This is a genomic window from Campylobacter concisus (assembly GCF_002165785.1).
In the GTDB taxonomy this organism is placed as follows: Bacteria; Campylobacterota; Campylobacteria; order Campylobacterales; family Campylobacteraceae; genus Campylobacter_A; species Campylobacter_A concisus_W.
In genome coordinates, this window is sequence record NZ_NDYO01000010.1 from 120,258 (window position 1) to 132,237 (window position 11,980).

Here is an 11,980-nt window from a genome sequence, read left to right on the forward strand (position 1 = left end):
CTTTAGTCCTTAATGAAATGTCCTACAAATTTAGAGTAGTTATCTAAAATTTTGCCGCCCTTTCTATATCCAAGCGCACACGCTTCATAAGCGTAAAATACGCCTGCTTGGTAGTTATCGCCTCTTTCATCTTGATTAAACTCGTAAAATTCTTGATAAATGGCTTTGTTTGAGTCGTATTCGCCGTCATTACTTGTTATTTGTGCGCCGTTTTCATCGTGTATCGAGACGTTTGCGCCCTCTCTACCAAATACCGGCTTTTTCACATATTTTTTGCCCTTTAGCGGCTCGTTTGAGGTCTCAAGTAAGAGTGGATGATTTGGATGAAGATCCCAAAGAATTTTTAAAATTCCCTTGCTTTGGAAAAGTAGCGTGTAGGCGGGATTGATTATAATGGCTTTTTGATTTTTGATGATATTTGAGAGTATGAGTGCTAGCTCGCCCTCATCGATCGCTATGCTCTCCCAAGGCACAAGCTTAAACCAGTACTCGAAATTTTCATCACCTTTAAAAATGCCTTCGTTATCGTCAAAAACGACCTCGTCAACGTAAGCAAAGTCTGTCTTAAAGCCAGCCTCTTTTGCGATGTATTGCAGCAATTTCACGGTTTGCTCATCCTCGATACTACCAGCGATAGAGCTAAAGAGTATCCCCCAACCCTCGTAAACATCCTCAAAATTTACATTATCATCGCCAAGCGTAATAAGGCGTTTAAAATTTTGCTTTAGAGCTTCGTAAAGGTTATTAAATTGCTCTGCTTCATCCATATGATTTAGTTTTAGCATCGCCCACTGAATGATCGCTGTCTCAAAGACTGCCGTTGGCGTATCTGCGTTAAATTCGATCAGTTTTATCGGCTTACCATCAAGTCCGCCTGCAAGATCAAATCTGCCATAAAGGTGCCAGTGAACGTCATTTTCCCAGCTTTTTTTGATGCTATCAACGAGATTAAACGGTATGCCTATCTCGTGAAAAAGGTTATTGTCAATGACGTGTTGAGCAGCATTTACATACATATCGTATAGCTCATTTGCCGCTTCGTAGTAAGCATCCGCCTCACTTGCTTTTACCTGCACGATCTCATCTGCGATGTATGAGCTGTTATCGTTGTCTGTATGCCAAGCAAAGCCGATTTTTTCCATAAATTCGTTATTTAACGGAGTGATTTTTCTTAAATTTATCATTTTTTAGCCTCCAAAGCTTGATGAGCTAGAGCTTGATTTTGATCCACCACCGAAAAATCCACTCTTACCACCACTACTTCTTGCGGCAGAATTTGCTGCTTTTTGCTTATTAAAGCTATCAACGCTTCTTGTGTATGCGCTTGGATTTTTGTAAGAATTTTGACGAGTAGCTTGGAAATTTTGATTTCCAAAAAGCTTGCTACCTATCCAGCTACCAAGTATCGCACCGGCTGCTGAGGCAAGTATCGTCTCACCAAGGCTTAGACCGCCACTACTTAGCTGTGCGTCACTCGTTTTTGTTAAATTTGAAGTGCCATTGTCGATATTTGCGTTTGCTTGAGCTAGGAGCTTATCGATCTCGTCTTTGCTTAGCACACGCTCAGTGCCGTTTATATCTTTTAACACAACTCTAGTTTCAGTACTTGGATACTCTTCTAAAATTTTATAAACTCCAGGCGCGCTCTCTTCGATTATGACAAAGGCGCCATTTTTTTGCGCAACTTCGTTTAGTGCATTTTCATCACCGCCATTGTTACTGCCACAACCAGCAAGGCCAGCCATAACGATCGCACCAAATCCGCCTACCGCAGCATAAGTAGCTATCTTTTTAATGTGTTTCATATCTCTCCTATCAACTCTTTTAAATTTTTATGTCTTCTAACAAGTATCACACCTCGTTTAAATTTTATAAATTTTGAGTGGTGTATCGCTTTTATTATCTTTTCACTAGCTTTTTTCGTTGCCTTTGGCTTTAGATTTAGCTCCTTTAAAAATTCACTTAAATTTATCCATTTTGACTCATTTTCTATCTCAACCTCTATCGCTTCATTATTTGGCATATCGTCATTTTTTTGTGATAAAAGCGGCCTTTGCATAGCATTTAGAAACTGCATGAGTTTCTCATCTCTGTCCTTATAAATTTGTAAAATTTCATTTTTTCGCTCGATTAGCATCTGCTCTTTTTCTTTAAAAAGCCTGTCCTTGTCAGCTTGCAAGTTTAAATTTAAGCTCTTTAACTCGCTTAACTCATTTAGCAAATAATTTACAAACTCATCATTTTGGGATTTGGTTTTTGTACTTTTTGGAGTGGATTTTGTGGCTTTCTCGCTACTTGGTTTCTCATCAAGGATGACAAATTTTATGCCATTTTCAATGACTGTATTTATCGAACCACGGCGGATTCTATTATAGACTGCTTCTTTTGTTATGCCTAAAATTTCTGCAGCTTCGTTTATAGCTAGCTTTTGCATCGAATTTCCGTTTAAAATAAAATAAAAAATTTGCTTTGATTATAAAAAAATAAGGCTAAAAGAAGAGTTAAACAAAGAGAGCAAAGCCCTCTTTGTCTTGGTTTTAGAGTCTTGACTCGTAGCGTCTAAGCATATAAAGACGTTTAAGCATTTTCTTGCGAGCTGCAATTTTTTGTTTCTTGCGGATCTCAGTTTTAGGCTCAAAGAAGCGTCTAGCTCTTGCTTCAGTTACTACTAAGTTACGGTCAGTTTGTTTTTTAAACTTTCTGTAACCCTCGTCAAATGACTCGTTAGGATGTACCTTAATACCAGGCAACGTCCTCACCACCTTTCAGATTAAAATAAGCCGTGAGTATAGTTTAACTTTCATAAATTTAAGCTTTTAACTATTTTTTTTTAAAACTCTTTTAATGCCATAAGCTTTATAATCATAAAATTTCAAAAAAGGCTTATTATGTCAAAGGAGTTTCATCTTAGTTACGCCAAGAGGCGTTACATTTTTTTCGCCTGTATTACGCTATTTGTCTTTATTTTGCCATTTATCAGGATAAATGATGCACAGCTTTTTTTGCTAAGTTTTGATAAAAGTAGAGTTGATCTCTTTTTTACAAAATTTGATATGCAAGAGCTTTATTTATTGCCATTTTTATTTATCATTTTGTTCTTAAGCATATTTTTTCTAACGACACTTGCAGGGCGCGTTTGGTGCGGTTGGAGCTGTCCGCAAACTATTTTTAGAACGATATTTCGTGACCTTTTGCAAACTAAAATTTTAAAGATTAGAAAAAATATCCAAAATAAACAAAATGAGCCAAAAGGACAAATTTTAAAGCGAGCTTTAGCAGTTGGAATTTGGTGTATTTTAGCTCTTATTATTTCGGCAAATTTTTTATGGTATTTTGTGCCACCGCTTGATTTTTTTGCTTATTTAAAAGAGCCAAGCGAACATGGAGTTTTGCTTGCATTTTGGCTTATTATCGCTATTTGGTTAGTTTATGATGTCATCATTCTAAAAGAAAATTTTTGTATTTATGTTTGTCCTTACGCTAGGGTGCAATCAGTGATGTTTGATAACGATACGATCCAAGTTATTTACAATCAAAAAAGAGGCGGCGTAATCTATAACGGAAAAGAGAAATTTAAAAAGCCAAAAGAAGAGGGCGCGCTGTGTACTGGCTGCGAGGCGTGCGTGAGGATATGCCCAACGCACATTGATATAAGAAAAGGTATGCAGCTTGAATGTATAAATTGTCTAGAGTGTAGCGATGCTTGTGCTAAAGTGATGAAGCATTTTGATGAAAGCTCGCTTATTGAGTGGAGAAGTATAAATTCTATAAAAGAGCAAAAAAGAGTCAAAATTTTACGCTTTAGAACGGTTGCTTACCTTGTCATTTTGGGCATTATCTTAACAGCTGGGGTATTGATGAGTGGCAAAAAAGAAAGCATGCTTTTAAATATAAATAGAACAAGCGAGCTTTATAAAATTTTAGGCGAAAATGAAGTCGAAAATTCTTACGTATTTTTGGTGCAAAACACACAAAATAAAGAGCATGCCTTTTACTTTGAAGTAGATGATAAGAATATAGAAATTTCTCGCCCAAATAAGCCATTTATATTAAAAGCTGGTGCAAAACAACGAGTCATTGTCACATTAAAATCAAAAAATGAAAATTTAAGCGATAAAGATCTTTTAAAACATATAAATATAAAAGCCTATGCCACTGACGAGCCAGCTATCAGCGTGCAAAGACAAAGTACTTTTATCTATCCTAAAAGATGATAAAATGGCAAAAATTTAATAGGAAATAAGATGGCAATCTCAGAAAAGGGTAAAAAAAGATACGAACTTATCGTAAAAACAGCACTTGAGCTATTTTTAGAAAAAGGATATGAAAAGACAAGCTTAAGTGACATCGTAGCGATAAGTGGTGGATCGCTTTCTAGCATTTATACATTTTTTGAGAACAAAGAGGGGCTTTTTGAGGCGATCGTTGAGCAAGAGATAGATAGCCTTATAAAAGAGATCGATGAGAAAATAGATCTTAAAATTTCTCACAGCTTGAAGGAATTTTTAACCAAATTTGCAACCATAATATTTTCTATTACTTGCAGTAAAAGGCATATCTCTCTTGGTAGGATAATGATGAGCGAGGGTTCTAAAAATGGTGGCAAACTTGGTAAGACGTTTTTGGATCAAATTTTAAAAAAGATTGATCTTGTGCTTATAAATTTCTTTGAAAGAGATGAGGTAAAAGCCAAACTTGATTCAAAATTTTCAGCCAAATTTGCTGCAAAGTACTTTATACAAAGTGTGATTGGGGCTTATTACTACGATTCGCTTTTGATAAATGAAGAACCAAAGCTTAGTGAAAAAGAGCGTAAAAAGCATATTGGCTTGTGTGTTGAGTTGTTTTTGGATGGAATTAGTAAAAAATAAAATTGACTTTTTATTTGTTTTCTAATAGAATCGAGAACTTTAAATTTTTGTAACAATTATTACAAAAACTAAATATGATATTAAAATTTAAAATTAAGAGAGGTTTTTATGGCAAATTTTAAAAGTGCTCTTGTGCTTTCGGTTGCAGTTTTATTTCTAAGTGGTTGTTTTGAAAATAAAGAGAATAAAGCGGCAGCAGGTCGCCAGATGCCACTATCTCATGTGGATATTTTTATCGCACAAAAAACAGACATACCTATTAGTTTTGATTACACCGCAACGGTTGTAAGTAGTCAAGATGTTATTATCTATCCAAAAGTTGGCGGAACTATCATAAAGCAGTTTTTCAAGCCAGGAAGTAAAGTAAAAGCGGGCGATAAGTTATTTTTGATAGATCCAGAAAAATATCAAGCTAGCTTTGACTCACTTGATGCCTCTGTTGGCGTAGCAAATGCAAATTTAAAAAATGCCGAGACTGAGTTTAAAAGAATTTCTGCCCTTTATAAGAAAAATGCAGTCTCTCAAAAAGACTACGACGCAGCCGTTGCAGCTTATGACATAGCAAATGCAACTTTAGTAAGCGCAAAAGCAAATTTAAAAAGTGCAAAAATAGATCTAGGCTACACAAACATAGTTGCTCCATTTGACGGCGTAGTGGGCGATAATAAAGTCGATGTTGGCTCACTTGTAGTAGCAAGCCAAACCCAGCTTGTAAGACTAACAAAGATAAATCCGATCGAGGCTGACTTTTACATAGCAGATGTAGATAATCTAAGTAGAAAAGCAAATTTAGATAACGGCGCTTGGCAGCAACTAAATAGCGAGGCTGTCTTAAATTTAAACAATGAAAATTTCACTGGCAAAGTGACATTTATAGATAACGTCGTAAATACGGCAACTGGTAGCGTTTTGGCAAAGGCTAGCTTTGACAATAGCGAGGGTAAAATTTTACCAGGTGCGTTTGGCCATATAAAGATGAGCGGATTTGTGCAAAAAAATGCCTTTAATATCCCGCAAGTTGCCCTTCAACAAAGCGCCACAAACACTTATGTTTTAGTCGTAAAAGATGGCAAAGTAAGCCAAAAAAATGTAAAAACTAGCTACCAAACAAAAGATATGGTCGTAGTGACTGAGGGCCTTGAGGAGGGCGATAAGATCATCGTAAATAACTTCCTTAAAATAGGCGTTGGCGCACCAGTTGAAACAGATAAAGACCTAAGTGCAGAATTTATAAACGGCAAAGACACAAACGCTACAAAAAGCAAGTAAAGGCAGATAGATGTTTTCAAAATTTTTCATAAATCGCCCGATATTTGCAACCGTTATATCTATCATCATAGTTATAGCAGGTCTTATGAGCATAAAGGGGCTTCCAATAGAGGAGTATCCAAGTCTTACTCCGCCTACTGTCTCTGTAACTGCGACATATAGCGGTGCTGACGCGCAGACTATCGCCGACTCAGTCGCAAGTGCGATCGAAGATCAGATAAATGGTGTCGAAAATATGCTTTATATGCAAAGCACATCAAGCTCTGCTGGTACAATGAATATAAGCGTATATTTTAAGATCGGCTCATCGTCAAAACAAGCTACGATAGATGTAAATAATCGCGTCCAAGCTGCCCTTTCAAGGCTACCTCAAGAGGTGCAAAACATGGGCGTAACGGTGCGTGAAAGAAGTAGCTCGATCCTTCAAGTAGTTGGCTTTACAAATCCAAATATGAACCTAGTTGAGCTATATAACTATGTAAATTTAAACATCGCTGACGAGATCAAAAGAGTAAAAGGTATCGGCGATACAGCGCTCATTGGCAACAAAGAGTACTCAATGAGAATTTGGCTAAAGCCAGATAGACTAGCTCATTTTAAACTAACTCCAAGTGATGTCATTTCTCAAGTAAAAATTCAAAACTCACAATACGCAGCCGGCAAGATCGGCGAGCAGCCATCAAAAGGCGAGAATCCTTATGTTTACTCGGTCGTTTCTGAGGGACGTTTTAAAGATCCAAAGCAGTTTGGCGAAATTTTGATAAAAAGTGAAGATGGCAGCGTCGTAAAACTAAAAGAGGTCGCCACAGTCGAGCTTGGAGCTGCTAGCTATGCATCAGATGCTATGCTAAATGGCAAGCCAGCAGTGCCACTTTTGCTATTTTTGCAAAACGATGCAAACGCACTTGCAACTGCAGAGGCAGTTGCTGCAAAGCTTGAAGAGCTAAAGAAAACCTACCCAGTTGGTCTAGAGCACACCATAGCTTATAACCCAACTGAATTTATCACCGTATCTATCAATGAGGTTATCAAAACTTTCATTGAGGCGATGCTACTTGTTCTTGTTGTAATGTACTTTTTCTTAAAGAGCTTTAGAGCCACCATTATACCGATGCTCGCTGTGCCAGTCTCTATTATAGGTACATTTGGCGGACTTTACGTGATGGGCTTTAGTATAAATTTGATTACACTTTTTGCCATGGTGTTAGCCATAGGCATCGTCGTGGATGATGCGATCATCGTTATAGAAAACGTTGAGAGAATTTTGCACGAAGATAAAAATATAAGCGTAAAAGATGCGACATTTAAGGCAATGGAGGAGGTACAAACTCCGGTTATCTCTATCGTGCTAGTTCTTTGCGCAGTTTTCGTGCCGGTATCTTTTATGGAGGGCTTTGTAGGCGTTATACAAAAGCAGTTTGCGCTAACACTTGTCGTCTCTGTTTGTATCTCTGGCTTTGTTGCTCTTACTCTTACGCCAGCACTTTGTGCGGTTATGCTTAAAAAACAAGAGAACAAGCCATTTTGGATAGTTCAGAAATTTAACGACTTCTTTGACTTTAGCACTAGACTCTTTACAGCAGGTGTGGCAAAAATTTTAAAACACGTCATTATCAGCTTTATAGTCATTGGTATCATGGGATTTGCAACGTATGGGCTATTTCAAAAAGTGCCAAAAGGGCTTGTGCCTTCAGAAGACAAGGGTGCTTTGATGGTTATCACTTCTCTTCCACCTTCAACAAATATGCTAAAGACTAAAGAAGAGGTAAAATCTATTGGTAACGCCATTTTGAGCAATCCAAATGTCGAATTTACCCTGGGCTTTGCAGGTTATGATATGCTCGCTAGCTCTCTTAGAGAAAACTCAGCCGTTAGCTTTATCAAGCTAAAAGACTGGAATGAAAGAAAAGGTGTAGCAGATAGTGCAGATGCCTTGGCTGGGCAGTTTAACGGCATGCTTTGGGGTTCTAAAAACTCAATGACCTTTGTTGTAAATTTACCTCCTATCATGGGCCTATCAATGACTGGTGGCTTTGAAATGTACCTGCAAAACAAGAGCGGCAAGAGCTACAACGAGATAGAGGCTGACGCTAGAAAGGTAGCTGCAGCAGCAAATGCAAGGCCTGAGCTACAAAGCGTAAGAACAACACTCGAGACGAACTACCGCCAGTTTAAGATAACAGTTGATAGAGAAAAAGCAAAGCTATTTGGCGTAAGCGAGAATGAAATTTTTAGCGCCATAGCCGCTACTTTTGGCTCATACTACATAAACGATTTCAACCTTGCTGGTAAATCTTACCGTGTATATGCAAGAGCTAGTGATAACTTTAGAAACAACCCTGAGGATCTAAGGAAAATTTTTGTCCGCTCAAATGATGGCGGCATGGTACCACTAAATTCGGTCGCAACGCTTACGAGATCGATCGGACCTGATATCGTTGATAGATTTAACCTCTTTCCATCAGCTAAGATCATGGGCGATCCAAAACCTGGCTACACATCAGGCGATGCGATAAGAGCGATCCAAGAGGTCGTAAATGACACTCTAAGTAGCGATGAGTACGCCATAAGCTGGGCTGGAACGGCATATCAAGAGGTAAATTCTCAAGGAACAGGCACAACCGCCTTTATCTTTGGTATGATCTTTGTCTTTTTGATCCTTGCCGCCCAGTACGAAAGATGGCTCATCCCACTAGCAGTCATCACTGCCGTGCCGTTTGCGGTATTTGGCTCGTTGCTTGCTGTTTGGTTAAGAGGGCTAACAAACGATATCTACTTTGAGATCGGACTCTTGCTTCTAATCGGTCTAGCGGCCAAAAACGCTATCTTGATCGTCGAATTTGCCATGCAAGAGCGCGAGAGCGGTAAGAGTATATTTGACGCAGCGATAAACGCGGCCAAACTTCGCTTTAGACCAATTGTAATGACATCAATCGCATTTACTCTAGGCGTCTTCCCGATGGTTATCAGCTCAGGCGCAGGTGCTGCATCTCGCCACTCACTAGGAACTGGTGTAGTTGGCGGTATGATCGCTTCTACTACGATAGCAATATTTTTCGTGCCGTTGTTTTACTATTTGCTTGAAACTTTAAATGAAAAATACTGGAAAAAGGGAGCAAAAAAAGATGAGAAATAAGGCGTTTATACTTATAACTGCGGCGTTTTTGGCTGGTTGCTCGTTTCGCCCAGATATGCCAAATGTGGATACAAATTTCACCTCAACATATACTTTCGAGACAAGCGATATAAGAGATCTTTGGTGGAAAGAATTTCACGATGAAAATTTAAATGCACTAGTCGAAAGCGCACTTGAGAAAAATACAGATTTACGCATTGCATATTTAAATTTAGAGAAAGCAAAGGCAAGCCTTGGCGTTGCTGAGGCTGACTTGCTCCCTGGGATAAATTTAAATGTAGGCTACGAAAAAGCAAAAAGTAGCGGTGAAACATATACTAAACAACCACAAACTCGTTATAGAAAATCAGATATAAATTTAGGATTAAACTATGAGATTGATCTTTGGGGTAGAGTAAGAAATAATGTAGCAGCAGCCGAAGAAAGTCTAAATGCAACCAAATTTGACTACGATAGCGCGAGACTAAGTATCAGCTCAAGTGTTGCAAAAAGCTACTTTGCGTTAGTTTCATTAAATATGCAAGAAGCTGTGCTAAGAGAGACTCTAAAAACTTATGAAGATACACTAGCGCTTCGCAAAACACAGCTTGATCTTGGAAGCATAAACGAGATGACTTATTTGCAAAGTAAGGCAGCGGTAGAAAGCGCTAAGGCCAATCTTACTTCTATATTAAATGCAAAGTCGAAAGCTATCACCTCACTAGCTATCTTGACTGGTAAAAGTAATAATGAAATTTTAAATGGAGCTGTTGCTAGTTCGCAAAATTTACCAGCTTCTCCCGAGATAAGTGCTGGTATTAGCTCTGAAATTTTGCTAAGAAGAAGCGATGTAGCAAAGGCACTGGCTGATCTAAAATCTACAAATGCTCTTGTCGGTGTGGCAAAGGCTGAGTATTTTCCAAGCATTTCACTTACTGGACTTTTTGGCTTTTCAAGTATTGATTTTGAAAATATCTTTGTTGGAAATGCCAATACATGGAGCATAGGCGGCTCTTTAGCACAGAAAATTTTTGATTTTGGTAGGACAAAAAATAATGTTGCAGTGGCTAAAACAAATGAACAAATTGCCGCTGTTAATTATGAAGCAGCGGTAAAATCGGCCCTTGGTGAAGTAAGAGATGCGCTTGTCTCAAGGCAAAATACAAAAATTTCTTTAGAACAAGTGAAAAATTTGCTAAAATCCCAACAAAGAATTTACTCGCTTGCCAAAGAGCAATATGATGCTGGCTATATTGGTCATTTAGAGCTTCTTGATGCGGAGAGAAATTTGCTTCAAGCAAAATTACAAGACGTCTCAGCAAAGCTTGATGAGGTCGATAGCGCAGTCGAAGTTTATAGAGCTTTTGGTGGCGGTTTTAAGTTAGAAAAACAATTACAAAGGAGAGAAATTGGGAACTAAGATATTAAATTTCTTGTTTTCTTGGGGTTTTTTTGTTTTTGCTATCGCTCTTGGCGTAGCATTATGGTTTGCGATAAATTACGTTGATACATTTAGGCTTGAGTCAAGCTTTTATGATATCGGCGAGATATTTATGATGGCGGCTGTTTTTTGTATTGCCTTTTATGTGATCGCAGCAATATTTGTTATTCCTATTAGAGCGATCAAAAAATCTTAATCTTTCATCTAAGGACAAAATCCTTAGATGAACTTCTTGACTTCATTATGCAAAATTCTTAGATTTTTGATTATTTATTTTAAAAATTTATTTATGAAATTTACCGCATTTATATTACTTCTAATAAGTATATTCTTAATAGCTTGCTCAGCTAATCAAGCAAACAAAAAGATAAGTAACTCTGAACTAGAAAACTTAGCTAAACAGTATGGTGGAGTATATATATTTGATGAGAAATTTGAGAAAGAGATAGAGAGAAGAGAAAAAGAAAGAAGCGATTATATGGATGATTTCTTTAAAAATAATAAAAGAAATTTTAAAAGAGCTGACCTAAAAATCATGGATCAAAAATTCCCTCAAACCCTCTCAAATGGTAAAAGATATTATACTAGTTGGCTAGATTATGAAAGAGATACTGGTAAAAAAGCAGAAATCCCTGAAAAGTATATAAGCAAAATAAAAGAGCTTATGGGCAATGATAACTATAAAAAGTCACCAAATAGACCAATATTAGTAGGCTTCTATGAAGATAATAACCAAATAGTACCTATTGAATTATCAATGTCTTATACATACTATAAAACCAAATATGGACTATTTGGAGATGAAGGAATGGGAATTAGATTTAAAGATGAAGAGAGAATTTTTATACCAGGTGGAAACAAATTCATTCTAACAAACAACAAATTCATAAAAGCAAACAAGGACAAGTAAGTGCAAACTAAAAAATCAAATAAAGAGCTAATAAATTGCTTTAAAGACTATATTGATATAGCTGATGCAAGTTATGCAATGCTTCATAATGTATTTGAGAATGAAAGAAATGGACTTGATGAGCTTTATGATAAATGAACTAAGTTATAAAAATACTTAGAATAAATTTTTATCTACATAATAAATTTTAATAAACCCCAAACAGCACATAATAAATTAATAATATTATAAATACAATAACAATAAAATATCCAAACTAAAATTTCAAACATAAAAGGATAATCAATGAAATTTCTAGCTATAACACTCTTACTTCTAACAAGTATATTCTTAATAGCTTGCTCAGCTAATCAAGCAAACAAAAAGATAAGTAA

General features: G+C 37.0%; 12 protein-coding genes. 8 read left to right on the forward strand and 4 right to left on the reverse strand.

Annotated elements, in window-relative coordinates; genetic code table 11:
- Positions 1-2: 2 nt before the first annotated feature.
- The 4 genes from B9N62_RS08525 to rpsU form a co-directional block, all read right to left on the reverse strand.
- Positions 3-1,184: a glutathionylspermidine synthase family protein gene (locus B9N62_RS08525; protein ID WP_087585134.1), complete on the reverse strand. Its 1,182-nt coding sequence runs from the start codon at positions 1,182-1,184 to the stop codon at positions 3-5.
- Between the two features lie 3 nt (positions 1,185-1,187).
- Entirely contained in the window at positions 1,188-1,805 is a 618-nt protein-coding gene (locus B9N62_RS08530) for a UPF0323 family lipoprotein (protein WP_087578236.1), read from the reverse strand.
- On the reverse strand, positions 1,802-2,434 hold the full coding sequence (locus B9N62_RS08535; RefSeq protein ID WP_087585135.1) for a DNA-binding protein: 633 nt from the start codon (positions 2,432-2,434) through the stop codon (positions 1,802-1,804). Before B9N62_RS08535 ends, B9N62_RS08530 begins: the two co-directional genes overlap by 4 nt.
- A gap of 103 nt (positions 2,435-2,537) precedes the next feature.
- Positions 2,538-2,750, reverse strand: coding sequence for a 30S ribosomal protein S21 (rpsU, locus tag B9N62_RS08540; protein WP_009294994.1), 213 nt, complete (start codon positions 2,748-2,750; stop codon positions 2,538-2,540).
- A gap of 138 nt (positions 2,751-2,888) precedes the next feature.
- On the opposite strand from rpsU, the gene ccoG reads away from it, so the two are divergent.
- From ccoG to B9N62_RS08580, 8 genes are all read left to right on the forward strand, one after another.
- Positions 2,889-4,214, forward strand: a complete 1,326-nt coding sequence (gene ccoG, locus B9N62_RS08545) for a cytochrome c oxidase accessory protein CcoG (RefSeq protein WP_087585136.1) — start codon at positions 2,889-2,891, stop codon at positions 4,212-4,214.
- 30 nt (positions 4,215-4,244) lie between these two features.
- Positions 4,245-4,871 carry a TetR/AcrR family transcriptional regulator gene (locus B9N62_RS08550; RefSeq protein WP_087585137.1) on the forward strand — a complete coding sequence of 209 codons (627 nt, stop codon included), beginning with the start codon at positions 4,245-4,247 and terminating at the stop codon, positions 4,869-4,871.
- Positions 4,872-4,979: 108 nt separating this feature from the next.
- On the forward strand, positions 4,980-6,140 hold the full coding sequence (locus B9N62_RS08555) for an efflux RND transporter periplasmic adaptor subunit (protein WP_087585138.1): 1,161 nt from the start codon (positions 4,980-4,982) through the stop codon (positions 6,138-6,140).
- Between the two features lie 10 nt (positions 6,141-6,150).
- Positions 6,151-9,276, forward strand: coding sequence for an efflux RND transporter permease subunit (locus tag B9N62_RS08560; protein ID WP_087585139.1), 3,126 nt, complete (start codon positions 6,151-6,153; stop codon positions 9,274-9,276).
- Positions 9,266-10,675, forward strand: coding sequence for an efflux transporter outer membrane subunit (locus tag B9N62_RS08565; RefSeq protein WP_087585140.1), 1,410 nt, complete (start codon positions 9,266-9,268; stop codon positions 10,673-10,675). Before B9N62_RS08560 ends, B9N62_RS08565 begins: the two co-directional genes overlap by 11 nt.
- Complete coding sequence (locus tag B9N62_RS08570; RefSeq protein ID WP_021090435.1) at positions 10,665-10,892, forward strand: hypothetical protein; 228 nt, start codon at positions 10,665-10,667, stop codon at positions 10,890-10,892. Before B9N62_RS08565 ends, B9N62_RS08570 begins: the two co-directional genes overlap by 11 nt.
- Positions 10,893-10,919: 27 nt before the next feature.
- Positions 10,920-11,606, forward strand: coding sequence for a hypothetical protein (locus B9N62_RS08575; protein WP_087585141.1), 687 nt, complete (start codon positions 10,920-10,922; stop codon positions 11,604-11,606).
- Entirely contained in the window at positions 11,607-11,744 is a 138-nt protein-coding gene (locus B9N62_RS08580; protein WP_085657902.1) for a diadenosine tetraphosphate hydrolase, read from the forward strand.
- Positions 11,745-11,980 lie beyond the last annotated feature (236 nt).

Bases quoted from the DNA above. Each gene is read 5' to 3' on its own strand.
- B9N62_RS08535 (WP_087585135.1), bottom strand. From the start codon at position 2,434: ATGCAAAAGCTAGCTATAAACGAAGCTGCAGAAATTTTAGGCATAACA.
- B9N62_RS08555 (WP_087585138.1), top strand. From the start codon at position 4,980: ATGGCAAATTTTAAAAGTGCTCTTGTGCTTTCGGTTGCAGTTTTATTT.
- B9N62_RS08565 (WP_087585140.1), top strand. From the start codon at position 9,266: ATGAGAAATAAGGCGTTTATACTTATAACTGCGGCGTTTTTGGCTGGT.
- B9N62_RS08560 (WP_087585139.1), top strand. From the start codon at position 6,151: ATGTTTTCAAAATTTTTCATAAATCGCCCGATATTTGCAACCGTTATA.
- B9N62_RS08550 (WP_087585137.1), top strand. From the start codon at position 4,245: ATGGCAATCTCAGAAAAGGGTAAAAAAAGATACGAACTTATCGTAAAA.
- ccoG (WP_087585136.1), top strand. From the start codon at position 2,889: ATGTCAAAGGAGTTTCATCTTAGTTACGCCAAGAGGCGTTACATTTTT.
- B9N62_RS08575 (WP_087585141.1), top strand. From the start codon at position 10,920: ATGAACTTCTTGACTTCATTATGCAAAATTCTTAGATTTTTGATTATT.
- B9N62_RS08530 (WP_087578236.1), bottom strand. From the start codon at position 1,805: ATGAAACACATTAAAAAGATAGCTACTTATGCTGCGGTAGGCGGATTT.
- B9N62_RS08525 (WP_087585134.1), bottom strand. From the start codon at position 1,184: ATGATAAATTTAAGAAAAATCACTCCGTTAAATAACGAATTTATGGAA.